The sequence below is a fragment of the Spirillospora sp. NPDC052269 genome (assembly GCF_040679435.1).
Taxonomy (GTDB): Bacteria; Actinomycetota; Actinomycetes; order Streptosporangiales; family Streptosporangiaceae; genus Spirillospora.
Genome location: NZ_JBFAUU010000014.1, coordinates 23,948 through 46,273, shown reverse-complemented (window position 1 = coordinate 46,273; position 22,326 = coordinate 23,948). Strand labels below are relative to the sequence as shown.

Sequence of the window (22,326 nt, the reverse complement as noted above, 5' to 3'; positions counted from 1 at the left end):
CTGATGTGTGCGTTGTTCCAGGTCCCGGACCAGGTCCGGCGGGAGGTCAGGCCGGACGAGTGGGATCACCGTTCATGGCCGAGCCGCGCGGACACCTCGTCCACTCTCGCCATCAGCGAACTCGTGAGGATCTCGCGCAGCGCGCGGAACTCCTCGACCTCGGCTTCGGTGGCCTGCCCGTCGAGCACTCTGGCCTCCAGGTCACCGAGCCTGCGGCGCAGCCGCTCGGCCTCGGCGGAGTAGGGGGTTTCAACGCCGAACAACTCTGACAGAACCGCGTCGTCTCCACTGCCGTAAACGACGCGGTGGTAAAGGTCTTCGTCCACCACCCGGGGCGGCTCCTGCTCGTCCGGCCCGGGAAGCCGGATGAGCCCGCCCGGATCGGCGCTCTGGCAGATGTAGGGGCTGTGCGTGGTGACGATGAACTGGATCTTCGGAAAGTGGGTCTTGAGCCAGCCGCCGATCTTCTTCTGCCAGCTCACATGCAGATGCGCGTCCACCTCGTCGATGAGGACGACACCGGGGTACGGCAGCGTCGGAACGCCGTCCCGCTCCTCGATCTCGAGCGTCCCGAACGAGGCGTGCATCCGCCGAACGATGTCCACGACGAGCGCCCCGACCGTCCGATACCCATCACTCATCCGCCGCAGCGGCGCCTCAGAACCGTCGCCTCTCCGGACCCAAAGCCCTTCGGAGTCGACTCGCGCGACGCGAAACCCATCTGGCAGCAGCCCGTCTCCGAGCAACCGAAGAACAACATCAACCAGTTCTGAGGCTCCCGGCTTGCCTTCAAGACTGCGCAGACGCTGTCCAACAAGCCAGCTGACACCTTCCACAAGAGTGGCGTCTTCATCGAAAAGCGTCTGCCACCCGCTCGTCCGAAGCGGACGTTCTTGCGCGATCACACTGATCTCTGCCGTCGAATGACGACGGAACGGGCCATATCCCAGAATGACCCATTCGTTCATCTGCGAATCCCAGGGCCCACCATCTGGAGTTACATCCACCGCGCCATCTGAATTACGGGGCAGTGAGGCAGCATCCCACGAGGGCACCACCTTCGCCGGACCCCCCTGACCTGCACCTGACCCGCGCTTGATGTACCTCCAGTCGATACCGAGTTCGCCCTGCCTCGGCCACTTCGACGCACACCGATCCGGCCCAGCAAACCCGGCCCTGATCTCGGCGGACTGCATCTCTGAAGAATTCGGAAGCCACATTTCCGGGACTGTCAGCTCGCTCATGCGGTAAGGACCACACAGAGCCACGATGGCTGCCTGGAGAAGGGTGGTCTTGCCCGAGCCGTTCCGTCCAGCGAGAACCGTCCACCCCGCGTACGAGCCATCGGGCCGCTTCGGCAGTTCGATGTCCACGGCGCGAGGGCCATCGAAGCCGCGTACGCCGGACACCTTCAGCCGGGTGACGTACATCTGGCCTCCGAGCCTCTGAGTGAGCTTCCTGCGTCGCCACTCTAGAAGGTGGCGTGCCACCAGGCGGGGATCAGAGGAGGGAGAAGCCGATGGCCTTGCCTATGCCGGGGCGGGAGAGGGTGGTGGTGGGGTAGGCGGCGCAGCGGCCTGACGTGAGGGTGTGGACCATCGAGAGGCCGCGGCCGTTCGTGCTCAGGCTGTCGATGAGGGCGTCCAGGTCGTCGTCATCGAGGACGGGCGGCGGGCGCAGAAGGTCGGGGACGCGGCCGAGGAACGGGTCGGCGTCCGCGATCTCGCACCAGACGGGACGGCGCGACGAGCCCGCGAACAGGACGCGCAGTTCGAGCGGCGGCTCGGCGTGCTGGACGCCGTTGGCGGCGAGTTCGGCGGCGACGAGTTCGAGGTCGTTGACGCCGTCCTCCGGGACACCGGCGCGGACGAGCAGGTCACGAACGATCTCCCGCGCCCGCCGCTCGGCCCGCGCCGGATGCAGCCGCCACACCCGAGCCGTCCAGGGCCCCACCCCGAACGTCGCGATCCCCGGCTCCACCACCAACCGCGCCGCCACCGTTCTCCACAGCATGGCCACCTCCCAAGTCGCGTCCTCGTGATCGGAGATCCGGAGAAAACGTCCAGACGATCACGTTGAGTACTAGCTTTGTCACTAAGAGCTTCTCCTCGTGGCGGATGAGGCGCAACAAGTTGCGTGATACGTAACGCCACCTCGGCAGCTCAGAGCACGCTTCACCGGTCGGCATCGCGCTCAGGAGGGGTCCTTGACCAGCAAAAAGGCAACCACGGCCCGTGGACGCACACTGGGCGCCGAGCTTCGAGAACTCCGGGACCGATCAGGGCTCAGTACGCGGGCGGCCGCAGCTCGCGTCGGCTGGACGGCGGCGATGTTGAACCGCACCGAGAACGGGCTCCGCGCCACCAATCCCGAGGAAGTCGCGTCGATCCTCGGGGCGTATGGCGTGACCGGCTCCGAGCGGGAGAGGCTCCTCGCCCTCGCCCGAGACGCGGAGCTGCCCGGCTGGTGGGAGGTCGGCGACAACATCTACCCGGCCCCACTCAAGGCCCTGATCGGCTTCGAGACGCAAGCGATCCGCATGACGGACGTGGAGACGACCCTCATCCCCGGCCTGCTGCAAACCGCGGAGTACGTGCGCGCCATCATGCAGGCGTGCGATGTCCCTTCCCTGGAAGCCGAGATGCGTGTGGCCACGCGCCTCGGGCGCCAAGCCATTCTCAGCCGTCCGGCGCCGCCCAAGCTCCTGGCGTTCGTCGATGAGGCGAGCCTGCGGCGTCCTGTGGGAGGACCACGCGTCATGGCCGAGCAGGTTCGTCACATCAGGCAGAGCGCCGCCAAGCCCAACATCACCGTGCGGATCATTCCGTTTCACGTCGGGGCTCACGCCGCACTGAGCGGGCCTTTCACCATCCTGGAGTTCGAACGCGCCAGGCCCCTCATCCATCAGGAGGGCAAGAACACTCTGAGTTTCGTGGATTCCAGCGCCGAGGTAGATGAATTCCGGGCGTGCGTGGATACGCTGAGGGCGACTTCCCTCACCCCCGATCGTTCGATCGAGTACCTGGACTCGATCATCGCGGACCACGGGAGACAGGAGCCAGCATGAGCCACGGCAGTCTCACCTGGAGAAAGTCCAGCCACAGCGGCGAGCAGTACAACTGCGTCGAGATGGCACGCCTGACCAGCACAACGATGGCCATCCGCGACTCCAAAGCCCCCAACGAGCCGGTCCTGACCCTTGACCGGGATGACTGGTCCTCGCTCCGCACAGCACTCGGTTTGGGCTCCACAGCATGAGCGCGCCGCAGCTGGAGTGGCGCAAGTCGTCCTCCAGCGATGAAGAGGTCAACTGCGTCGAGGTGGCGGGTATCAGCGCAGAGGCGCTCGCGGTCCGCGACTCCAAGCTCCCGGATGGCACGGTGCTCCTGCTCGACCGGCGGGGGTGGCGTGCTCTTCGCGCAGCGCTCAGCGAACACATGCCATGACTGGTCAGCCAGAGGCTTGGCGCAAGTCGTCTCACAGCGACGAGGAATTCAACTGCGTCGAGGTGACGCGCCTGACCAGCACGTCCATGGCCATTCGTGATTCCACGGCCCCCAACGAGCCGGTCCTGACGCTCAACCAGGATGATTGGTCCTCGCTCCGCACAATGCTCAGCCAGTGCTGCGACCGCGTTGGGGCGGCGGGGCGGGGGCTGCGAACTGGACCTTCGAAGCCGGGGAGCTCCTGGCAGACTTTCCGTATGTCCGAAGAGAAGGTCGACGCCCTCACACGGATGGTGATCGAGCACAGGGCCATGCCGTTCCCGCCCGGGTTTCGCGGCTTGGACGTCGAGGATCAGGACATGGTGATGCTCGACGCGGATGCCCACGGCTATGCCGACAGCGTCGTCAAAGGTCCGCTTGACGAAATGCGCCGCGTGGGTCTGACGCGGTTGATGGACGTGTTCGAGGTCGTCCTTCCGGCGATCGACGACGAGTATGCGGCCAGGTACTACACGCACGTGCGGGACATGGCTGCGCTGGCCGCCGAAATTGAGGCTGCCCGCGTGAGTGCGCTCGGCTCGGCAGGTCGGCGCTAGGGGCTGGGCAGGTCGGCTTTGGTGGGTTATCGGTGTGGCTCGGTGGCGAGTGCTCGTCGGAGGGCTTCGACGATCTGCTCGGTGGTGAATCGGTGAGCGGCGATGGTTTCTGCCTGGTCCAAGGCGGAGGCCATTGCGTCGTCTGGGGCTGTGCGCAGCATTGCCACGAGCCAGCCCTCCAGGTCGTCGACCGACTCCGGTAGCTCAAGTTGTTCCGGGGCAGGGAAGAAGACATCGCGCGGTGCGCTGGGCGGACGGGTCGCTTGGGCGGGGTCCAGCGGATCCGCCGGGTCGGGCCTGCCGTCTGCTGCAGACGCGTAGGGCGCGGGTTCCAAGCCGACCCGGAAGGGGTGCACGCACACCGGGTGGCCGGTAGCAGTGTCGACGCGGTAGCCGCGTTCGCGATCGAAGTTGTAGCGGGCACCGGGCTTGCCGACGACGTCGAACTCGCTCAAGGCGAGCTTCTGCGCTGGACAGATCACGCAGCAGTCGTCGGTCCACTCGGGGCGTCGGGTCCCAGCCACATCCCCAGGATGTCAGCCGTTCGGCGAGCGCGTCCGTGTCCGTGGTGGGTGGCGTGGTCCCGGGAGGGGCTGGACGAGCGTGGGCGTCGGGATCGCGTTGTCCTGCTGTTCAGGGCTGGGGCAGTGGGGGTCGGGCGGCTCGCAGGTGGCGGAACAGTTGGACGGTGATGATCGCAGCCAGGGCCAGGACGGGCAGGAGGAAGCTCAGCACCGCGATCACGAAGCCGGCCAGGGTGAGGAGGACGGCGACCAGCGCAAGGGCGAGTTCGTAGGCGATCGCGAAGTGCGGCAACCTGCGGGCGCGCGGGAGAGCGACGGCCAGGGCGGCGCCTGTCAGGGCGGTGAGCGTGAGGATGACGCCCACTTCGAGGCTGAGCTTGACCAGCGCCGCGAATTCCGGGGCGGATCCTTTGACGGCGGAGAACCCCAGGACCAGTGTGGGAACCCCCAGCAGCGCCAGGGTCGCGGCTTGGACTCCGAGCAGCGCGCGAGGTGCGGTCAGCGAGCCGGCCGTTCGGGAGAGCTGCGAAATCATGCGTCCAGGATGAACGTCGTCGCCGCTTCAGGGGGCGAAGTCGCTCAACCTGTCCTGTTCAGTTGAGACCCCAGGTGGGGAGAGGTGTCGGGGAGTTTCAGGCGGCGGGTGGCGGGCTCGGTTGCTGCGGGGAGGTGGCTTGCAGGTGGCGGACGAGTTGGACGATGGCGACCGGGACACGGGGCACGATCAGCGAGACGGGTGGACGGGAAGCCTGCGTGTTCATGCGTCCAGTCTCGGCGCCGCGGTCGCTCCGGTTCTTGGGGCGGAGTACTCATCCGGGCCGAGAGCCGTACTCAGGTGGGACGCCAGGTGGTGAGGGTGTCGGGGATTCGGGCTTCCCAGGCTTGGAACTCGGGGTAGGTGGTGACGCCCGCGTCCAGGACGGCCTGGTAGACGCGGATGCCCTGGACGGGAACGCCGGACGCGTAGGCGGCTTCCTTGATGGTGAGGATGTGGTCGCGGGTGGCCGGGGTCAGGGCCTGGAGCATGGGAGTGACCAGGTCGCGGGCGCACGGGCCCGGGTGGTCGGTGGGGAGCAGCCACATGTCGATCTTCCAGAGTCGGTCCGCACGTTCGTACTGGAGCTGGAAGTAGAGGCCGAGGTCCGGGGTGTCCAGGGCGTTGGTGAACTTGGCGCGGCGGACGCCCGGGAGGACGGCCAGGGACGACAGGACGGACCAGCCCGCGTCGACCGTGGGGGTCCGGGTATAGGTCTCCATGTCGACGTCGGGTTCGACCACCAGGTCGAGGGCGACCGAGCCGACCAGATGGTGGTCGCCGACCGAGGACCAGCGGGACGCGAGGTCCAGGTCTCGGACGATGTCCAGGGCCGCTTGGCGGCGGGCGGCGGCTCGGGCGCGGAGTGGGGACGTCACGTTTCGCGGCGGTCGGCGGTGACGATGGCTTCGAGGAGGCCGGGGAAGGCCTCCTCCAGCTCGTCGCGGCGGAGGGTGTTCATGCGGGCGGTGCCCACGTAGTTCTGCCTGATCAGGCCCGCTTCGCGCAGGACGTTGAAGTGGTGGGTGGCGGTCGACTTGCTGACCGTGAGGTCGAAGCCGCCGCATTTGATGTCGGTGTCCGAGTCCCACAGCCGGGTGACGATGCCGCGGCGCACCGGGTCGACGAGGGCCTCGAGGACCTGCTGGAGCGTCACGTCCTGGAGGGACGGGTGGGGCGGGATGCGGTCGTCCATGCCAGTCATAGTACGACAGTGATCGAAGTTTGACATTCATCGAACTCAGGCGTTCACTGATCACCGGTTGAACGGAAGCGAACGAAGGACGGTCCACGATGGCCAGGACGGTGTTGTTCCACGAGCTCGGCGGCCCCGAGGTCATGCGGCTGGAGGACGTCGAGGTCGGCGCCCCCGGGCGGGGCGAGGTCCGGATGCGCGTGGACGCGATCGGCCTCAACCGGGCCGAGGCGCTGTTCCGCTCCGGGCAGTACATCGAGCCGGTGAAGCGGTTCCCGGCGAAGCTCGGCTACGAGGCGGCCGGGGTCGTCGAGGCCGTCGGGGACGGGGTCGACGGGATCCGGGTGGGCGACCTGGTCAGCACGATGCCCTCGTTCTCCCCGAACGACTACGGGGTGTACGGCGAGCACGCGATCGTCCCCGCGCACGCGGTGCTGGCCAGGCCGGACTCTGTGAGCGCGGTCGACGGCGCGGCGGTGTGGATGCCCTACGTGACCGCGTACGGCGGGCTGGTCGAGGTCGGCGGGATGCGTCCGGGTGACACGGTCGTGCTGAACGCCGCGTCCAGCGGTGTGGCGCTCGCCGCGTTGCAGGTCGCCAAGCGGACGGGTGCGACCGCGATCGCGCTGACCCGGGGCGAGGGCAAGAAGGAGGCGCTGCTCAAGCTCGGCGCGGAGCACGTGATCGTGACCGATACCGAGGACATGGTGGAGCGCGTCCGCGAGCTGACCGGCGGACGGGGCGCGGAGTACGTCTTCGACGCGGTCGCCGGTCCGGGCGTCCTCGACCTGATGAAGATCGTGGCCCCGGACGGGATGATGCTCGAGTACGGGATGCTCAGCGGCGAGCCGACGCCGTATCCGGCCTTCGACCTGGGCATGCCTCCGGTGAACATGCGGAGTTACACGATGCGCGAGACGACCTACGACCCGGAGCGGATGCGGCGGGCCGTCGCGTACGTGAACTCGGGCCTGCGGTCAGGCGCGTTCCGTCCGGTCGTGGACCGGACGTTCGAGCTCGGGGACATCGTCGAGGCGCACCGCCACATGGCGTCCAACAAGCAGATCGGCAAGATCGTCGTCACCGTCGACCACTGACCCCCAGCAGGACGGCCGCGACGATCGCCAGGACGAGCGTCACCGGGAAGGCGAGCATGACGGTCTGCCCGGCACCGGCCAGGCTCGGCGGAACGCAGGCCAGAAGGGTCACCGCTTCGAGGGCCGGCGTCCCGTACCGGGCGGCCTTCCCGGAGGGCAGCCCGTAGGCGCAGGCCGCGAGGGCCAGGACGAGCGCCCCGAGGACGAGGCCCACGACGATGACGATCACCGAGAGTTCGGAGGTCAGCTCGTCCTGGTCCCCGGCCCCCTTGACCCCCGAGAACAGCACGTACGCCGTCGGGACGCTCAGCAGCCCGGCCTGTAGAAAGAGCAGGAGCCTGACCGGCGTGGTGAGGGCGCCGCCTGGGCGGATGGTGTCGGTCATCATGTTCTGAATGCTCCTCTGGGACGGCCCGGCGTCACAGCGCGCGAATACTCAACGGCGTACTCAAGGCGTACGCCCGGCATCACCGCCGCCTGCCGGCCGTGATGACGTGGAACAGGAAGACGCTGCCGACCACCGCCAGGGAGGACAGCGCGGGGAAGATGACGAACGGGGAGCTGTAGAGGTGCGGCTCCTCTTGGGGGGACGGGGTCAGCGCGGTGCCGATCATGAAGGTCACCACCTGGACGCCCAGCGCCAGGGGCGGTGCGGCCTCCCGTGAGGCGAGGGTCCAGACGCAGGCCACGACGGCCAGGACGAACAGCGCCAGAGCGGCGCCTGGAACGATGAGGGACTGTACCCACCCGGAGGATTCCGGGTCGCTGCTTCCGGCCGCTTCGACACCCCAGAAGAGCAGGAGCCCTGCTGGAACGCTCAGGAGCACGGCCTCCAGGACGAGGACGACACGGGCTGCGATGAAGGCGGCGCCGCTTCGGCGGACGGTCTTGGTCGTCATGGGTTCAAGGCTCGTCGTGGACGGCCGGGCGGCATAGCGCGCGAATACTCAACGGGGTGCTCAAGCCGCCGGGACGTACTTGGGGTGTTGGCGGCGGAGGGTGGCGATCACGGTCACCGCGGCGGCGAAGAGCGGGACGAACAGGACCGGGATCAGCACGGCGCCGAGCGGGGCGATGATCACGGCGACGACGGCCTCGTAGAGGAGTGCCGTCCGGCGGGCGAGGGCGCCGCGGGAGAGATTGGCCGTGATGAGGGCTCCGGCCGCCGCCATCACGGCGCCGAGGGCTCCTCCGGCCAGGGAGTAGACCAGGAGGGCCCGGCCGAGAGCGCCCGGGGGCGTGCCGCCGGCGAGGGTCGCGATGCCGACGGCCAGGCCGAACAGGGCCGGGACGAGGAAGAAGAGGACCTGCGCCGTGAGCAGGGTGCGCGGGACGCCGAGGGAGCGCTGACTGCTGTCGTTGGCCATGCGTCCAGGTTGCGGGACGGCCCGGGACCCGGAACAGCGCGCACGTACTCAGGTGGAGGCGGGTACGGGCTCAGTTCAGGAGGCGGCCGAGGCGTTTCAGGTTGCGGATGACCGGGGTGGTCTCGACGTGGGTGACGCCGGGGAGGGTGGCGACGCGGTCGGTGAGGTAGCGGTAGAGGTCGTGGGAGTCGCGGCAGAGGACGGTGGCGGACAGGTTGGTGGTGCCGCTGGTGGCGGCGGCGAAGACGACCTCGGGGTGGGCGGCCAGGGCGCGTCCGGCGGCGTCCAGTTCGGACGGGGTGACGGTCAGCCAGAGGCGGGTGCTGTGGTTCAGGCCGATGAGGTGGAGGTCGAACTCGGCGTAGAAGTGCAGGGCGCCGATGGAGCGCAGGTGGTCGACGCGGCGGCGGACGGTGGACGCGGACCAGCCGGTGGCGGCGGCGAGGTCGGGGAGGGCGGTGCGGCCGTCGCGGGCCAGGACGTCCAGGAGGGGACGCTCGTCCGCGGAGCACTGGGGGATGTCGGCCGGGTCGACGACGAACTCCGGGTGCGGGTTGAGGGCGTCGGCCTGCTCGGGTGTCAGGGCGTCCAGGAGGCGGATCGGGCTGGGCGAGCCGTAGAAGACGTGCAGGACGGAATGGGCCGCGACGTCGATGATGTGGTTCGTGCGCGGGAGTTTGTCGAGCAGCAGGTGTTCGGCCTCGTCCGGGGTGCTGGCCCGGGTGATGCACTGGACCTCCGTCCCGCCCGAGGCGAGCTGGACCCAGGCCGTGTCGGTGCGCCGGGCGAGCGCCTCGGCGACGGGGAGGGCGGCGCCGGGGGCGCAGCGCAGGCGGAGCACCCAACGGCCGTGCGCGAGGTATCCGGCGGGCGGGACGGCGACGACGCGCAGGAGGTCCGCCGCGCGGAGGCGGCGGTAGCGGCGGGCCACGGTCTGGTCGGAGACGCCCAGGATCTCGGCGATCCGGCCGAACGGCGCGCGTCCGTCGAGTTGCAGCGCATGGATCAGTTGCCGGTCAACGTTGTCGATATCCACCAGATCAGGGTAGGTGGTGTCGAAATCTGTTCAATTGCTTTGTCCTGTGTCGCTTTGAGTCGTGCGGCGGCCGAGAGTCGTGGTGTTCGGCGACGACGACTCGGAAGGATCCGGACATGGGCAAGTGGGGACCGCTGACGGCGGTGTCTCTCGGCGCGTTCATGCTGCTGGTGGACGTGAACATCGTGACGGTGGCGCTGCCCGACATGGCGCGCGGGCTCGGCACGACGTTCGGGGCGTTGCAGTGGGTGATGGACGTCTACGCGCTCGCGCTCGCGGCGCTGCTGATGGGCGCGGGGACGCTCGCCGACCGGATCGGACGGCGGCGGCTGTACGTGGCCGGGCTGGTGGTGTTCGCGGCGTCCTCGCTGGTCAGCGGGCTGGCGCCGGACGCGGCGACGCTGATCGCGGCGCGGGCGGTGCAGGGCGTGGGCGCGGCGGCGATGTTCGCGACGACGGTGGCGCTGATCGCCGCGTCCTACGAGGGCCGGGAGCGCAGCGTCGCGTTCGGCGTGTGGGGCGCGGTGTCGGGGGCGGCGTCCGGGGTCGGGCCGATCCTGGGCGGGGTGCTCACGCAGCACCTGGGCTGGCGGTGGATCTTCCTGGTGAACCTGCCGGTCAGCGCCGTCGCGATCGCGGTGACGCTGCGCCAGGTGCGCGAGTCGCGCAATCCGGAGGCGCGGCGGCTGGACGTTCCGGGCATCGCGCTGTTCGCGGTCGCGGCGGGGGCGCTCACCTTCGGGCTGACGCGCGGCGGCGGCTCCCTGTGGATCGCGGTCGCGGTGGCCGGGGTCGCGGTCGCGGGGTTCGTGGCCGTCCAGCTGCGGACGGCCTATCCGACGCTCGACCTGGGGCTTTTCCGGCGGCCGGGGTTCGTCGGAGTGATGATCGGGTCGCTGGCGATGTCGGGAGCGGCGTTCGCGACGCTCATCAACACCTCGCTGTGGCTGCGGGCGGTGCTCGGACTCTCGCCGATGCAGGCCGGTCTGGCGATCCTGCCGCTGCCGGCGGTGTCGTTCGCGACGTCCCTGCTGGCCGGACGGCTGCTGCACGGCGTCTCACCGCGGTGGACGGTCGGCGGCGGGCTCGCGCTGATCGGGGCCGGCGGGTTCGCGCAGGCGTTCCTCACCGCGGACTCGGGCTGGACGGCGCTCGTCCCGGGCCTGGTCGTGACCGGGGTCGGGGCCGGGCTGGCGCTGCCGAACGTGACGGCGGCGGCGGTCGGGGCCGTCCCGGCGGAGCGCGGCGGGATGGCGTCCGGGGCGGTCGGGGCGCTGCGGCAGCTCGGGTACGCGCTCGGCGTCGCGGTGCTCGGCGCGGTGTTCCGCGCGGCGGTGCCCGGCGACCCGGCCGTCTCGCACGACGCGGCCGGGTTCGCCGCCGGGCTGTCCGCCGCGTACGCGACGGCGGGGACGCTCGCGCTGGTCGCCGCCGCGAGCGTCCTGCTCCTCGTCCGGGACTGGGAACGCAAGCGGACGCCAGGTCCGGAGCGGGCGGAGCGGGCGCCGGTCAGGACGTCACTGCGTAGTGGTTCATGACGACGCCCTCGTCGAAGGTGCGGGTCTCGATCAGGCGCAGGCCGAGCCGCCCGTCCAGGCCGGGGAACAGGGACACTCCCCCGCCGAGGACGACCGGGTGAACGCAGATCCGCACCTCGTCGAGCAGGCCCAGCTGGGCGAGCGAGGTGGCGGCGCGGGCGCCGCCCATGAGGAGCAGGTCCTTGCCGTCCTGCTCCTTCAGCTCGCGGACCTGCGCGGCGAGGTCGGACCCGATGACCTTCTCGGCCCACTCGGCGTTCTCGAGCGTCCGGGAGATGACCATCTTGCGGGACGAGCGCCAGACCGGCGCGTACCGGAGGACGTGCGGGTGGTCGGACATGGACTCCGCGTCCGGCCAGAACGACGCCATCATCTCCCAGGTCACGCGGCCGTACAGGGTGATGTCGGTCTGCTCGTTGAGGGTGAACGAGTGGTCCGACAGCTCCGGGCCCATGACGGGCCAGTCGAACTCGCCCTTCGGGCCCTCGACGAAACCGTCGGCGGTGATGTGGACGTAGTAGGACAGCTTCCGCATGTCGTGCTCCTTCTCTCGGGTGCCTTCACCCTTGAGTCGGAGCCGTCCGGACGCCCTCTACATCGCGTCCGGGAAATTCTCGGTCAGTCCTTCCGGCCGGTCGTGGCGACGGCGAGACCGAGGCCGATCATCATCAGGCCGCCCGTCCCGCCGATCATCGCGAGGCGGCGCGGGGAGCGGGCGAGCCAGGTGCGCGCGGAGGCGGCGGCCAGGCCCCACGCGCTGTCGAGGACCAGCGCGATCAGGCAGAAGATCACGCCGAAGAACGCCATCTGGAGCGGGACGTGTCCCGCGGCCCGGTCCACGAACTGGGGCAGGACGGCGGCGAAGAACACGCTGGTCTTCGGGTTGGTGATGCCGACGACCAGGCCCTGCCAGAAGGCGCGGCGGCCGCCGGAGTCCTCGGTCTCGGCGAGCGCCTCGGTCAGCTTGCGCCGCTGCCGCACCGCCTGGACGCCCAGGTAGACCAGGTAGGCCGCGCCGACCAGCTTGATCGTCGTGAAGAGCACCGCGGACTCGGCGACGAGCGAGCCGATGCCGAGGGCGACGGCGGTGGACAGGAGGAGCGCGCCGACCTCGTTGCCGATGACGCTCGTGAGGGCCGTCCGGCGGCCGTGGGCGAGCGCGCGCCCGACGACGAAGAGCACGGACGGCCCGGGGACGAGGATGATCAGTGTGGCCATCGCGCAGAAGGCCAGCAGACGTTCGGGGGACACCATGTCCGGAGATTACGCCTTGTCCGAAACGTCCGGCCAGTGGGTTCTGACTGGTGAGATGGCGTTTCGGGCCGCTCAGGCGGGCTGCCGTTCGGGCGCCCCGGCCGGGACCGGCTCGGAGTGGGCCGCGGGGGTCCCCCTGCCGTCCGTCCGGCGCTGGAGGAGGCCGGACGCGACGACCAGGGCGAACCCGCCGACGCCGAGCAGGCCGCCGACCCAGCCCGTCGAGGTGTAGCCGAACCCGGCGTCGATCGTGACCCCCGCGAGGAACGGGCCGATCGTGTTGCCCAGGTTGAACGCGGCGATGTTGGCGGCGGACGCCATCGTCGGCGCGCCCTTCGCGGCGTCCATGACGCGGAGCTGAAGCGGCGCGACGGTCGAGAACCCGGCCGCGCCGAGCAGCAGGATCCCGACGACGAGGGTCGGCTTGGTGTGCGCAGCCGGGACGAACAGGAAGGTCAGCGCGGCGGTCGCGCCGATCGTCGCGAACAGGGCGGGGAGCAGGGCGCGGTCGGCGAGCCGTCCGCCGAGCAGGTTCCCGCCGAAGACGCCGACCCCGAACAGGATCATGACGACCGGGACCGCGCCCTCGCCGAACCCGGCGACGTCGGTCATCGTGGACGAGATGTAGGTGTAGACGGTGAACACCGGCGCCCAGCCGAGGACGGCCATGCCGAGCGCGAGCCAGACCTGCGGATTGCGGAAGGCGCGCAGCTCGCGGCCCAGTCCGCCCTCCGGACGTGCCGTCTTCGGGACCAGCGCGGCGACGCCGATCAGGCCGATCACGCCGACGACCGCGATCGCCCAGAAGGTCATGCGCCAGCCGTACTGCTGCCCGAGCCACGCCCCGGCCGGGACGCCGAGGACGTTGGCGATCGTGAGGCCGCTGAACATGAGCGCGATCGCGCCCGCCCGCTTCTCCGGCTTGACCAGGTCGGCGGCGACGACGGCCCCGACGCCGAAGTAGGCGCCGTGCGAGAAGGCGGCGAGGATCCGTCCGGCCATGAGGACGCCGTAGGTCGGCGCGACGGCCGACAGGACGTTCCCGGCGATGAACAGGCCCATCAGCGCGAGCAGCATCCCCTTGCGCGGCAGCCGGGCGCCGAGCGCGGTGAGCAGGGGCGCGCCGACGACGACGCCGAACGCGTAACCGGAGACCAGCAGGGCGGCCGTGGGGATCGAGGTGTGGAAGTCGCGGGCCAGGTCCGGCAGCAGCCCGTTCGGGGAGAACTCGGTGGTGCCGATGCCGAAGGCGCTGATCGCCAGGGCCAGAAGGGCGAGAGGCATGAGGTGGATCCCATCCGGTTAGACTGAGAGGCGTGCGCTGGTAACACGCGGAAGCATTAGTTGCACGCGCCGGTTATTTGCACACGCTGACTATATGCGTGTGCAATCAGTGCGGGTCAACCGCGGAAGGGGTGAGCCATGTCACACGTCAATGAGACCCGGGCCGGAGGCTGGCGGACGCTCGCCGCCCTGCACACCCGTATCGAGGACGAGATCGAACGCGCGCTGCAGCGCGAGCACGGCCTCGCCGTGAACGAGTTCTGCGCCCTGCACCACCTGTCCAAGCCGGACGCGCGGGACGTCCGCATGCAGCAGCTCGCCAGCGTGCTCGTCCTCAGCCAGAGCGCCACGACCCGCCTGGTCGGACGGCTGGAGGAGCGCGGCCTGGTCCGGCGCGTCCTGTCGTCGGAGGACCGCCGCGGCATCGTCGCCGAGGCCACCGACGAGGGCCGCGCCCTCATGATCCGCGCCACCCCGACCCACAACGCCGCCCTCGACGAGGCCCTCGCGGGCGCCGCCGGCCTCCCCGAGCTCAAGCCCCTCGTCACCGCCATCGAAAGCATCGGCGGCAAGGCCTGACCAGCTAGAACACCCCGCGAAGCCTCAACCGCCCATCCCACGGACGGCCGGACCGGACGGCCGGACGGACGGTCAGGTGGTCGGCCGGACGGAAGGCTGGACGGAAGGCTGGACGGAAGGGCGGACGAGCGGACGGGCGGTCAGGGGGTCGGCTGGCGGAGGGCGGGGGTGGACGTCAGGAGGGCGGCCGTCTCCGCGGCCCGCTCCCCCGCCGTCGCGGCGGATTCGAGGTCGGCGGCGGGCAGGTCGTCCACCACACGCCCCTCGGACAGGACGACCACGCGGTCGGCGACGCGCCGCGCCACCCGCAGGTCGTGCGTGACGAACACGATCGCGAGGCCCTCGTCCCGGCGCAGCTCGTCCAGCAGGGCGAGGACGCGCTCCTGCGTGATCACGTCGAGGCCGGTGGTCGGCTCGTCCGCGAGCAGCACCCGGGGACTCGACGCCAGCGCCCGCGCGAGCGCGACCCGCTGGCGCTCCCCGCCCGACAGCGTCGCCGGACGCCGCTCCGCGAACCCCGCGTCGAGCCCGACACGGGTGAGCAGCGCGTCCAGGTCCGCGTCCGTCGTCGCACCGGCCTCGGCGATGACCTGCCGGACGGTGTGGCGGGGGTCGAAGGAGGCGAGGGCGTCCTGGAAGACCAGGCCGGTGCGGCGGCGCAGGGCGCGCCGGTCGCGGTCGCGCAGGGACCACACGTCCCGGCCGTCCGCAAGGACCTGGCCGTTCTGTGGACGGTCGAGCGCGGCGAGCACTCCGACCAGCGTGGACTTCCCGGATCCGCTGCGTCCGACGACCGCGACGGCCTCGCCTTCCCGGACGTCGAGATCGAGCCCGTCCAGCGCGACCGTCGTCCGACCGCGGCCACGGCCGATGCCGTGTCCGCCCAGCACGCGCCGGACGCCGCGCAGCGACATCGCGACGTCTCCCGGTTCGCCCGGGACGCGCGCGGACGAGTCCAGGCGCGCGGCGGAGACCAGCTCGCGCGTGAAGGCGTGCCGCGGCTCGGCGAGAACATCGCCGGACGGGCCGTGTTCGACGATGCGGCCCTCGGTGATGACGGCGATCTCGTCCGCCCAGCGGGCCGCGACGGCGAGGTCGTGCGTGATCAGCAGGACGGCGCGCTCCTCGTCCCGGGCCTGGGCGCGGACGGCGTCCAGCACCTCGGCCTGCGTGACCGGGTCCAGCGCGGTGGTCACCTCGTCCGCGATCAGCACGTCCGGGCCGAGGACGGTCGCGAGCGCCAGCGCGGCGCGCTGCGCCTGCCCGCCGGACAGCTCGAACGGGCGCGCGTCCCAGACCGCGTCCGGATCCAGACCACAGCGCCGCAGCGCCTCCCGCCCGTCACGCCCACCGCGGCCGTCACGCCCACCGCGATCGTCGTGCCCATCGCGGGCGGCGCGGGGGGCGGGTGTTGGCTGGTGGGCGCGGAGGGTTTCGGTGAGGTGGCGTCCGATCGTGATCGTGGGGTTGAGGCTGGCCAGGGCGTCCTGGAAGGCGTATCCGACACGGCTCCCCCGGACGGCCCGCAGCTCACGCCCGGACAGCGACAGCAGGTCGATCTCGCCGAGCGACCCCGAACCGCCGCCCAGCCCCGAACCGCTGCGCACCCCCGAACCGCCGCCCAGCCCCGAACCGCTGCGCACCCCCGAACCGTCGCGCAAGCCCGAACCCCCGAGCGGACCCGAACCGCTGCGCACCCCCGAACCGTCGCGCAGGCCCGAAGCGCCGAGCAGGATCGAGCCGCCGACCCGCACGCCCTCGCGGTGCAGCCCGGCGACCGACCGCGCCGTCAGCGACTTCCCGCTGCCGGACGGTCCGGCGAGCGCGACGACCCGTCCGCGCGGAACGGCCAGGTCCAGGCCGTCCACGACCCGGCGGCCGGGGACGTCGATGGTCAGGGACCGGAGGGTGAGGGCGTTCACCAGGCGCTCCCCTCGCCGCGAGCGAACGCCGAGGCCAGGACGTTGACCGCGAGGATCGTCACGACCACGCACGCGGCCGGGAACGCGACGGTGTACCACTCGCCGGTCAGGAGGTGCTGCTGGGCCTCGGTCAGCAGGTTTCCCCAGCTCGGACGGTTCGGCGGGACGCCGAGCCCGAGGAAGCTCAGCGTGGACTCGGTGAGGATCGCGTGGCCGACCTCGAACGCCGCGATCGACGCGATCGGCGGCAGCGCGCCCGGCAGGAGGTGCCGCCGCAGCACCTGCCACCGCGACAGTCCGAGCGCGTACGCGGCCCGCACATAGAGCCGTTCGCGCTGGCTGATCAGTTCCGCGCGGGCGGTGAGCGCGACCGGCATCCAGCTCGTCACCGCGATCGCGACGACGACCGTGCCGAGGGACGGTCCGAGCAGCGCCGACAGCGCGAGCGCGACGATCAGCATCGGGACGGAGAGCAGGACGTCCGCGACCCAGGAGATCACGGCGGACAGCCAGCGCGGCCCGGCGGCGGCGAGCGCGCCCAGCAGGACGCCGGCGGCGACCGTGACGGCCCCCGCGAGCAGTCCGGCGGACAGGGACGTCCGCGCGCCGTACAGCAGCCGCGCCCACAGGTCGCGTCCGAGCAGGTCGGTGCCGAGCGGATGCCCGGACGACCCGGGCGGCAGCCCCGTCGCGTCGGTGTCCGTCGCGATCGGATCGTGCGAGGTCAGCAGCGGCGCGGCTACCGCCGCCAGAGCCATGATCCCCAGAGCCAGGCCCGCCGCCCACACTCCGGGCCGTCCGGCGGGCATCCGGAACGCCAGCAGCCCGCGTTCGCGCCAGCGCCGCGGCGCGGCTTCAGCGCGCATGGGCGAACTCCGGCCTGAGGTGCGGGACGACCCGCACAAGCGATTCATGCCGTGAGGCCTCAGTGCGCATGGGCGGGCTCCAGCTTCACGCGAGGGTCGAGCCAGGCGACGGCGAGGTCGCCGAGAAGGTTCGCCACGACGACGATCACGCCCGTGAGCAGGACGATCGCGGTGAGGACCGGATAGTCCTGGCCCTGCGCGGCGAGGATGGCCTGGCGGCCGATCCCGGGCCAGGAGAAGATCAGTTCGGTGGCGTAGGCGCCCGCGACGAGCCCGCCGACGCCGACGCCGAGGCGGGCCGCGAACGGGACGAGCCCGGGACGCAGCAGGTGGCGGGCCACGACGACGCGTTCGGGGAGGCCGCGCGAGCGGGCGTTGTCCACGTGCGGGGCGGTCCGGAGGCGTCCGACGCCGGTCTCGACGAGGCGCGCGTACGCGCCGAAGTGGTGCCCGAAGGCGAGGGCCAGCGCGGGCAGCACCAGGTGCGGCAGCAGGACGCCGACGGTGACCGGCCGGTCAGGCCCCGACACCCCGCCGGACGGCAGCCATCCGAGCCAGGCCGAGAAGATCCAGAGCAGCAGCAGCGCCATCACGAAGCCGGGCATGCCGCCGACGGCGAACAGCGTCGTCTCGATGCCGCGGCGCAGCCAGGCGCGGCGGGTGAGCGCGGCGGCCAGGCCGACCGCGACCGCGCCGAACACGCTGATCAGGACGGCCGCGCCGGTCAGCAGCAGCGTCCACGGGACGGTGTCCGCGAGCACCTCCGACACCGGACGGCCCGTCTTGTAGGACGTGCCGAAATCACCGTGCAGGGCACCGCCGACCCACCGTCCGTACCGGGTGGGCAGCGGGTCGTCCAGCCCCATGGTGTGCCTCAGCTCGGCGACGGCGGAGGCGCTCGGCGGGCGTCCGCCCGACCGCGCCTCCAGGATGTTCGCCGCGGGGTCGCCGGGCGCGGCGTCCAGGAGCCCGAAGCACAGCGCGGACAGGGCGACGACGACCGCAACGGCCGCCACCGCCCTGCGGAGCAGGGTGCGTATCAAGGTCGGCGCCCGTGGCGAGCGGCGGCCAGGTGGCTATGAGACATGCCCTAGGACCAGGACCACTTCTCGGCGTTCCAGAAGAAGCCGTAGCCGTGGTGGCCCAGGGTGCGCTGTTCCGGTCCCTTGAGCGTCGTCGGGATCGCGTTGTCGGTCTTGAGGTAGGAGATCCAGACGAACGGCGGGTCCTCGGCGAGCGCCTTCTGCAGGTCGGCGTACGCCGCCTTCCGGACGGCCGGGTCGTCGGTGTCACGCCCCCTGGCCAGCGCCTTGTCGACGTCCGGGTTGCTGTAGGAGCCGTAGTTCGAGCCGCCCTTGGCGAGCACCTCGCTGGACGAGAACGGGCCGAAGACCGACGAGTCCGGGTCGTAGGGCGTGCCCCAGCCGACGACGAACGCGTCCAGGTCGCCCCAGTGCTTGCGCACCCAGTCGCGCGGACGCGGGTTCGGCTGGACATCGAATCCGGCCTGCTTCAGCTGCGTCGCCGACACGTTCAGGATCGCGACGCGCGCGGAGTCCTCGGCGAAGGTGCTCAGCTCGAACCGGACGGTCTTGCCGTCCTTGGCCCACAGGTTCTGCGCGTTCTTGGCGTATCCGGCGGACTTCATGAGCGTGTCGACCTTGGCCGCGTCGTACGTGAACGGCGCGGGGTCGGTCTTGTAGGGCGACTCGTCCAGCGGTCCGGTCGCGGGGCTGCCCTGACCTTTGAGGACGCTCCGGACGATCGCGTCGCGGTCGACGGCGAAGTTCATCGCCTGCCGCACCTTCTTGTCGGCGAACACCGGCTTGCGGAAGTTCAGCATCAGCGCGCGGTAGTCGGCGGTCGGGTAGGTCTCGACCCTGACCCGCTTGATCTTGCCGACCTGCGCGGCCTGCTGCGGCTGGACGTGCGCCGCGTCCACCTCGCCGGTCTTGAGCTGGATCAGCCGGGCGCTGTCGTCCGGGACGTACTTGATCACGATCTTCGGCAGCTTCGGCTTGCCCTCGTAGTAGCCGTCGAACGGCGCCAGCTCGGCGTACTGCCCCGGCTTGAACGTCGTCAGCCTGAACGGCCCGGCCCCCACCGGGTGCTGCCCGAAGTCGGCGTCGGTCAGCTTCTTCCCCTGCAGGACGTGCTGGGGCAGCAGGCCGACCGACATCGCGTCCAGCAGCGGCGCGAACGGGCGGCTGAGCTTCAGCGTCGCGGTGGTCGCGTCCGGCGTCTCCACGGACGCGACCGAGGCGAAGTTCCGCGACAGCGGGACCTCGGTCCCGGCCTCCCGCATCGCCTCGATCGTGAACTTGACGTCCGCCGAGGTGAGCGGCTTGCCGTCCTGCCAGGTCAGGCCCTTGCGGAGGGTGAAGGTGTAGGAGCGGCGGTCGGGCGAGACCCGCCACGACTCGGCGAGGCCGGGCACCACCTTGTTGGCGGCGTCGTGGCGGGTCAGCCCGCGGAACACCATCTCGGTCACGGGGTCGATGTGCTCGTCCTGGAGGACGGGGTTCAGCGTGTCCGGCTCGTCGCCGATCGCGTAGGTGAAGGTCCCCCCGGACTTCCCCGCGGCCCCGGAACCGCCGCCCGCGCCCCCGCATCCGGCGGCCAGCAGGGCCGCCACCACCCCGATGACCAGCGCCGACTTACGCATTCCACTCCTAATTGCAAATAGCTCGCAACAAGGACCATAGCAAGCGCGACACCGGGACGCCGAGTCGGCGATCGCTTACCCGCCGGGAACGCGCCGCATGAACGCGGCACCTACGAGCCGGTCGGACGGAGCGCGGAGCGGAGGATCTTGCCTGTGGACGTGCGCGGCAGCTCGGCCAGGAAGTTCACCGTCGCGGGCACCTTGTGCTCGGGGAGCCGCGTCCGCGCGAGGTCCAGGAGCTCGGCGAGCAGGACCATCTCGTCCGCGCCGGTGATCGCGACCGCGTACGCGTGCAGCGCCCCCGGCAGCGAGCCGTCCGGGACCACCGTGACCTCGACCACCCCGGGGTGCTGGCCGAGGATCCGCTCCACCTCCAGCGGCGACACCCGCCGCCCCGACACGGTGACCTGGTCGAGCACCCGGCCGTGGTGGTGGACGAACCCGTCGTCGTCCACGTGCACCAGGTCGCCGGTGCGCAGCCAGCCGTCCGCCGACAGCACCTCGGCCGTCGGCCCCGGCTTGCCGAGGTACCCCGTCATCACCGACGGCCCCCGGACGTACAACACGCCCGGCTCGCCCGGACGCGCCGTCCGGCCTTGCCCGGCCTCGTTCCGGATGGAGATCTCGTACGGGTCGAGCGGCACCCCGAGCGCACCGCGCCGCCGCCGCGCCACCGTGTTCGACACGAACGTGTGCCCGACCTCCGTGCTGCCCAGGCCGTCCAGCACCGGGCAGCCGAGGGTCTGCTCGACCCGGTCGGCGAGGGTGGGCAGCAGCGGCTCGCCCGCCGACGCGGCCGCCCGCAGCGAGCCGAACGCGCGACGCACCCCGGTCTCCCGCTCCGGCGCGGCGACCAGCCGGGCGTACCAGGTCGGGACGGTGAACAGCAGCGTCGGACGGTGCCGCCGCGCCTGCTCGGCCGCCCCCTCGACGCTCGGCTGCGCCGCCCACAGCACCGCCGCCGCCCCGCAGAACATCGGGAACAGCACGGTCGCGCCGAGCCCGTACGGGTAGCACGCCTTGGCCAGCGAGAACACCACGTCCGACGGGCTCATCGCGAGCGCCCCGACGCCCATCGCGAGGAAGTACGCCTCCGCGTCGGTGTGCCGGTGCACCGCCCCCTTGGGCCGTCCGGTCGTCCCCGACGTGTACTGGACGTAGGCCGGGGCGCCCGGATCGACCGGCACCGGTTCCGGGACGGACGCGGGCTCGCCGGCCAGGTCGTCCCCGGTCAGGACCCGCGCCGACGGGAACCGGCCGGCCAGCTCCGGCGCGCACACCACCGCGCGCGGCCCGGCGTCCGACGTGATGTACGCGTGCTCCTTCTCGCCCTGCTCGGGCCCGGTGAGGACCGCCACCGCACCGAGCCGGAGCGTCCCGAACAGGGCCGCGACCAGCGGGACCGAGTCGGGCAGCGCGAGCAGCACCCGGTCCCCGCGCCGGACCCCGGCCGCGCGCAGCACCCCCGCCGCGCGCGCCGCGGCGTCGTGCACCTCGCCGTGGCTGACCGTCGTGTCTCCGGTGTGGAACAGCGGCCGGTCGCGCCACCCGTGGGTGTCCGCGCGACCGGCCAGGACGAACGCGAGATTGCCTTCCATGGTTGTCGGCTCCTTCCGCCTGGGACGACAAGCGGAGGCTACGCCGAGTAGGCGTGCCGACACGGCCGGTTCATACCGTTTCGGTCTGGCCCCGTGACCGCCACAAGGAGGATGTTCCGGCCTTTTTGCAGGTCAGGCGGGTAGAGGTTCCCACCCCGTGGGACGCCGCACCAGCAGCTCGCGGGTCAGGAGGCATCCGGCGGGGACGTCCCAGTTCGCCGGGACGGCCGGATCGGCGGCACGCTCGGCCGCCCACACCTGGTCGACCGCCCAGCGCAGCTTCGCGATCCCGTCCGGGTGCCCGGTGCCGGACGCGACGAAGACGTCCCGGGCGGGCGCGGCCACGACCAGGTCGCCCTCGACGTCCTGGGCGAGCTTGTCGCAGAACCCCTCGTCCAGCAGAAGGCTCGCCTCCAGGCCGCCGCGGCCGGACGGGTCCTTGGCATCCGCCGAGCCGAGCGTCACCGTCACGGCCCGCGCGTCCGGGTACCAGCCGAGCACCAGGTCGGGCCGCAGGTCGCGCAGGTTGATCGACGCCTGCCGCGCCAGGTCGCGCGGGTCGATGCCGAGCTCCCCGCAGTGCCGCCGCGCGACGTGCTCGTACCGGCGTCCCGCGCCCGCGCCCGGCAGCGTCACCGTGCCGGGCTCGGTGGGCAGCTCGAGCGCGTAGGTCACGTACACGTCGGCCGCGAACGGCTCGCGGATCGGCTCCTCGCCCGGCGGCAGCGGGAACTCCAGCTGCACGTCGCAGGGGACCTTGGCCCTCATGAGCGGCACGACGAGTCTGCTCCGCGGCTCGGTCACCGGCGAACCTCCTTGCACGG

27 protein-coding genes and 1 pseudogene are annotated in these 22,326 nt (G+C 71.3%); 8 read left to right on the top strand and 20 right to left on the bottom strand.

Annotated features, from left to right (window positions below; genetic code table 11):
- Positions 1-65: 65 nt before the first annotated feature.
- Both AB0L06_RS28390 and AB0L06_RS28385 read right to left on the bottom strand, forming a co-directional pair.
- Positions 66-1,430, bottom strand: coding sequence for an AAA family ATPase (locus AB0L06_RS28390; RefSeq protein WP_500234163.1), 1,365 nt, complete (start codon positions 1,428-1,430; stop codon positions 66-68).
- A gap of 70 nt (positions 1,431-1,500) precedes the next feature.
- The gene (locus AB0L06_RS28385) at positions 1,501-2,013 is read right to left on the bottom strand and encodes an ATP-binding protein (RefSeq protein ID WP_500234162.1); all 513 of its coding nucleotides are present in this window, start codon (positions 2,011-2,013) and stop codon (positions 1,501-1,503) included.
- A 193-nt stretch (positions 2,014-2,206) separates the two neighbouring features.
- Here AB0L06_RS28385 and AB0L06_RS28380 point away from each other — a divergent pair, with 193 nt between their 5' ends.
- The 5 genes and pseudogenes from AB0L06_RS28380 (at position 2,207) to AB0L06_RS28360 (ending at position 4,042) form a co-directional block, all read left to right on the top strand.
- Positions 2,207-3,067 carry a helix-turn-helix domain-containing protein gene (locus AB0L06_RS28380; RefSeq protein WP_500234161.1) on the top strand — a complete coding sequence of 287 codons (861 nt, stop codon included), beginning with the start codon at positions 2,207-2,209 and terminating at the stop codon, positions 3,065-3,067.
- On the top strand, positions 3,064-3,258 hold the full coding sequence (locus AB0L06_RS28375) for a DUF397 domain-containing protein (protein ID WP_500234160.1): 195 nt from the start codon (positions 3,064-3,066) through the stop codon (positions 3,256-3,258). Before AB0L06_RS28380 ends, AB0L06_RS28375 begins: the two co-directional genes overlap by 4 nt.
- Positions 3,255-3,446, top strand: a complete 192-nt coding sequence (locus AB0L06_RS28370) for a DUF397 domain-containing protein (protein ID WP_500234159.1) — start codon at positions 3,255-3,257, stop codon at positions 3,444-3,446. The genes AB0L06_RS28375 and AB0L06_RS28370 overlap by 4 nt, the downstream gene beginning before the upstream one ends.
- Positions 3,443-3,592, top strand: a pseudogene (locus AB0L06_RS28365) (DUF397 domain-containing protein); the annotation flags it as partial. The gene AB0L06_RS28370 and the pseudogene AB0L06_RS28365, both read left to right, overlap by 4 nt.
- A 111-nt stretch (positions 3,593-3,703) precedes the next feature.
- Positions 3,704-4,042, top strand: coding sequence for a hypothetical protein (locus AB0L06_RS28360; protein WP_500234364.1), 339 nt, complete (start codon positions 3,704-3,706; stop codon positions 4,040-4,042).
- A gap of 26 nt (positions 4,043-4,068) precedes the next feature.
- Here the strand turns inward: AB0L06_RS28360 and AB0L06_RS28355 are convergent, their stop codons facing one another.
- The 5 genes from AB0L06_RS28355 to AB0L06_RS28335 all read right to left on the bottom strand — a co-directional run bounded on the left by AB0L06_RS28355 (position 4,069) and on the right by AB0L06_RS28335 (position 6,296).
- Positions 4,069-4,497, bottom strand: a complete 429-nt coding sequence (locus AB0L06_RS28355; RefSeq protein ID WP_500234158.1) for a hypothetical protein — start codon at positions 4,495-4,497, stop codon at positions 4,069-4,071.
- Between the two features lie 178 nt (positions 4,498-4,675).
- Positions 4,676-5,101 (bottom strand): hypothetical protein, encoded by a 426-nt coding sequence (locus AB0L06_RS28350; protein WP_500234157.1) that lies wholly within the window; start codon positions 5,099-5,101, stop codon positions 4,676-4,678.
- Between the two features lie 97 nt (positions 5,102-5,198).
- Positions 5,199-5,327 carry a hypothetical protein gene (locus tag AB0L06_RS28345; RefSeq protein ID WP_500234156.1) on the bottom strand — a complete coding sequence of 43 codons (129 nt, stop codon included), beginning with the start codon at positions 5,325-5,327 and terminating at the stop codon, positions 5,199-5,201.
- Between the two features lie 70 nt (positions 5,328-5,397).
- On the bottom strand, positions 5,398-5,979 hold the full coding sequence (locus AB0L06_RS28340) for a hypothetical protein (RefSeq protein WP_500234155.1): 582 nt from the start codon (positions 5,977-5,979) through the stop codon (positions 5,398-5,400).
- Positions 5,976-6,296, bottom strand: a complete 321-nt coding sequence (locus AB0L06_RS28335; protein WP_500234154.1) for an ArsR/SmtB family transcription factor — start codon at positions 6,294-6,296, stop codon at positions 5,976-5,978. Before AB0L06_RS28335 ends, AB0L06_RS28340 begins: the two co-directional genes overlap by 4 nt.
- 98 nt (positions 6,297-6,394) lie before the next feature.
- Here AB0L06_RS28335 and AB0L06_RS28330 point away from each other — a divergent pair, with 98 nt between their 5' ends.
- Positions 6,395-7,393, top strand: coding sequence for a zinc-dependent alcohol dehydrogenase family protein (locus AB0L06_RS28330; protein WP_500234153.1), 999 nt, complete (start codon positions 6,395-6,397; stop codon positions 7,391-7,393).
- Here AB0L06_RS28330 and AB0L06_RS28325 read toward each other — a convergent pair.
- From AB0L06_RS28325 to AB0L06_RS28310, 4 genes are all read right to left on the bottom strand, one after another.
- Positions 7,377-7,781 (bottom strand): hypothetical protein, encoded by a 405-nt coding sequence (locus AB0L06_RS28325; protein ID WP_500234152.1) that lies wholly within the window; start codon positions 7,779-7,781, stop codon positions 7,377-7,379. The two genes, AB0L06_RS28330 and AB0L06_RS28325, sit on opposite strands and share 17 nt — an antisense overlap.
- Before the next feature lie 79 nt (positions 7,782-7,860).
- The gene (locus AB0L06_RS28320) at positions 7,861-8,292 is read right to left on the bottom strand and encodes a hypothetical protein (protein WP_500234151.1); all 432 of its coding nucleotides are present in this window, start codon (positions 8,290-8,292) and stop codon (positions 7,861-7,863) included.
- 60 nt (positions 8,293-8,352) lie between these two features.
- On the bottom strand, positions 8,353-8,760 hold the full coding sequence (locus tag AB0L06_RS28315) for a hypothetical protein (RefSeq protein ID WP_500234150.1): 408 nt from the start codon (positions 8,758-8,760) through the stop codon (positions 8,353-8,355).
- A 70-nt stretch (positions 8,761-8,830) separates the two neighbouring features.
- Positions 8,831-9,796, bottom strand: coding sequence for an Lrp/AsnC family transcriptional regulator (locus AB0L06_RS28310; RefSeq protein ID WP_500234149.1), 966 nt, complete (start codon positions 9,794-9,796; stop codon positions 8,831-8,833).
- 116 nt (positions 9,797-9,912) lie between these two features.
- Here AB0L06_RS28310 and AB0L06_RS28305 point away from each other — a divergent pair, with 116 nt between their 5' ends.
- Positions 9,913-11,334, top strand: a complete 1,422-nt coding sequence (locus AB0L06_RS28305; protein WP_500234148.1) for an MFS transporter — start codon at positions 9,913-9,915, stop codon at positions 11,332-11,334.
- Here AB0L06_RS28305 and AB0L06_RS28300 read toward each other — a convergent pair.
- The 3 genes from AB0L06_RS28300 to AB0L06_RS28290 form a co-directional block, all read right to left on the bottom strand.
- On the bottom strand, positions 11,306-11,869 hold the full coding sequence (locus tag AB0L06_RS28300; protein ID WP_500234147.1) for a dihydrofolate reductase family protein: 564 nt from the start codon (positions 11,867-11,869) through the stop codon (positions 11,306-11,308). The genes AB0L06_RS28305 and AB0L06_RS28300 overlap by 29 nt on opposite strands.
- 83 nt (positions 11,870-11,952) lie before the next feature.
- On the bottom strand, positions 11,953-12,588 hold the full coding sequence (locus AB0L06_RS28295; RefSeq protein WP_500234146.1) for a LysE family translocator: 636 nt from the start codon (positions 12,586-12,588) through the stop codon (positions 11,953-11,955).
- A 72-nt stretch (positions 12,589-12,660) separates the two neighbouring features.
- Positions 12,661-13,872, bottom strand: coding sequence for an MFS transporter (locus AB0L06_RS28290; protein ID WP_500234145.1), 1,212 nt, complete (start codon positions 13,870-13,872; stop codon positions 12,661-12,663).
- A 138-nt stretch (positions 13,873-14,010) separates the two neighbouring features.
- Between AB0L06_RS28290 and AB0L06_RS28285 the strand changes: the two genes are divergently transcribed.
- Entirely contained in the window at positions 14,011-14,451 is a 441-nt protein-coding gene (locus tag AB0L06_RS28285; RefSeq protein ID WP_500234144.1) for a MarR family winged helix-turn-helix transcriptional regulator, read from the top strand.
- A 140-nt stretch (positions 14,452-14,591) separates the two neighbouring features.
- Here AB0L06_RS28285 and AB0L06_RS28280 read toward each other — a convergent pair whose 3' ends face one another.
- The 6 genes from AB0L06_RS28280 to AB0L06_RS28255 form a co-directional block, all read right to left on the bottom strand.
- Positions 14,592-16,373 carry an ABC transporter ATP-binding protein gene (locus AB0L06_RS28280; protein WP_500234143.1) on the bottom strand — a complete coding sequence of 594 codons (1,782 nt, stop codon included), beginning with the start codon at positions 16,371-16,373 and terminating at the stop codon, positions 14,592-14,594.
- Positions 16,370-17,239, bottom strand: a complete 870-nt coding sequence (locus AB0L06_RS28275) for an ABC transporter permease (RefSeq protein WP_500234142.1) — start codon at positions 17,237-17,239, stop codon at positions 16,370-16,372. Before AB0L06_RS28275 ends, AB0L06_RS28280 begins: the two co-directional genes overlap by 4 nt.
- 59 nt (positions 17,240-17,298) lie before the next feature.
- Complete coding sequence (locus tag AB0L06_RS28270) at positions 17,299-18,282, bottom strand: ABC transporter permease (RefSeq protein WP_500234141.1); 984 nt, start codon at positions 18,280-18,282, stop codon at positions 17,299-17,301.
- 47 nt (positions 18,283-18,329) lie between these two features.
- The gene (locus tag AB0L06_RS28265; protein WP_500234140.1) at positions 18,330-19,904 is read right to left on the bottom strand and encodes an ABC transporter substrate-binding protein; all 1,575 of its coding nucleotides are present in this window, start codon (positions 19,902-19,904) and stop codon (positions 18,330-18,332) included.
- A gap of 110 nt (positions 19,905-20,014) precedes the next feature.
- Complete coding sequence (locus AB0L06_RS28260; protein ID WP_500234139.1) at positions 20,015-21,502, bottom strand: AMP-binding protein; 1,488 nt, start codon at positions 21,500-21,502, stop codon at positions 20,015-20,017.
- A gap of 132 nt (positions 21,503-21,634) precedes the next feature.
- The gene (locus tag AB0L06_RS28255) at positions 21,635-22,306 is read right to left on the bottom strand and encodes a DUF1444 domain-containing protein (protein WP_500234138.1); all 672 of its coding nucleotides are present in this window, start codon (positions 22,304-22,306) and stop codon (positions 21,635-21,637) included.
- Positions 22,307-22,326: the final 20 nt, after the last annotated feature.

Excerpts from the sequence above, each read along its gene's own strand:
- AB0L06_RS28320 (WP_500234151.1), bottom strand. The coding sequence starts at position 8,292 with ATGACGACCAAGACCGTCCGCCGAAGCGGCGCCGCCTTCATCGCAGCC.
- AB0L06_RS28375 (WP_500234160.1), top strand. The coding sequence starts at position 3,064 with ATGAGCCACGGCAGTCTCACCTGGAGAAAGTCCAGCCACAGCGGCGAG.
- AB0L06_RS28305 (WP_500234148.1), top strand. The coding sequence starts at position 9,913 with ATGGGCAAGTGGGGACCGCTGACGGCGGTGTCTCTCGGCGCGTTCATG.
- AB0L06_RS28360 (WP_500234364.1), top strand. The coding sequence starts at position 3,704 with ATGTCCGAAGAGAAGGTCGACGCCCTCACACGGATGGTGATCGAGCAC.
- AB0L06_RS28330 (WP_500234153.1), top strand. The coding sequence starts at position 6,395 with ATGGCCAGGACGGTGTTGTTCCACGAGCTCGGCGGCCCCGAGGTCATG.
- AB0L06_RS28345 (WP_500234156.1), bottom strand. The coding sequence starts at position 5,327 with ATGAACACGCAGGCTTCCCGTCCACCCGTCTCGCTGATCGTGCCCCGT.
- AB0L06_RS28350 (WP_500234157.1), bottom strand. The coding sequence starts at position 5,101 with ATGATTTCGCAGCTCTCCCGAACGGCCGGCTCGCTGACCGCACCTCGC.
- AB0L06_RS28315 (WP_500234150.1), bottom strand. The coding sequence starts at position 8,760 with ATGGCCAACGACAGCAGTCAGCGCTCCCTCGGCGTCCCGCGCACCCTG.
- AB0L06_RS28325 (WP_500234152.1), bottom strand. The coding sequence starts at position 7,781 with ATGATGACCGACACCATCCGCCCAGGCGGCGCCCTCACCACGCCGGTC.
- AB0L06_RS28335 (WP_500234154.1), bottom strand. The coding sequence starts at position 6,296 with ATGGACGACCGCATCCCGCCCCACCCGTCCCTCCAGGACGTGACGCTC.
- AB0L06_RS28285 (WP_500234144.1), top strand. The coding sequence starts at position 14,011 with ATGTCACACGTCAATGAGACCCGGGCCGGAGGCTGGCGGACGCTCGCC.
- AB0L06_RS28390 (WP_500234163.1), bottom strand. The coding sequence starts at position 1,430 with ATGTACGTCACCCGGCTGAAGGTGTCCGGCGTACGCGGCTTCGATGGC.
- AB0L06_RS28300 (WP_500234147.1), bottom strand. The coding sequence starts at position 11,869 with ATGCGGAAGCTGTCCTACTACGTCCACATCACCGCCGACGGTTTCGTC.
- AB0L06_RS28385 (WP_500234162.1), bottom strand. The coding sequence starts at position 2,013 with ATGCTGTGGAGAACGGTGGCGGCGCGGTTGGTGGTGGAGCCGGGGATC.
- AB0L06_RS28260 (WP_500234139.1), bottom strand. The coding sequence starts at position 21,502 with ATGGAAGGCAATCTCGCGTTCGTCCTGGCCGGTCGCGCGGACACCCAC.
- AB0L06_RS28290 (WP_500234145.1), bottom strand. The coding sequence starts at position 13,872 with ATGCCTCTCGCCCTTCTGGCCCTGGCGATCAGCGCCTTCGGCATCGGC.
- AB0L06_RS28295 (WP_500234146.1), bottom strand. The coding sequence starts at position 12,588 with ATGGTGTCCCCCGAACGTCTGCTGGCCTTCTGCGCGATGGCCACACTG.
- AB0L06_RS28265 (WP_500234140.1), bottom strand. The coding sequence starts at position 19,904 with ATGCGTAAGTCGGCGCTGGTCATCGGGGTGGTGGCGGCCCTGCTGGCC.
- AB0L06_RS28275 (WP_500234142.1), bottom strand. The coding sequence starts at position 17,239 with ATGCGCGCTGAAGCCGCGCCGCGGCGCTGGCGCGAACGCGGGCTGCTG.
- AB0L06_RS28370 (WP_500234159.1), top strand. The coding sequence starts at position 3,255 with ATGAGCGCGCCGCAGCTGGAGTGGCGCAAGTCGTCCTCCAGCGATGAA.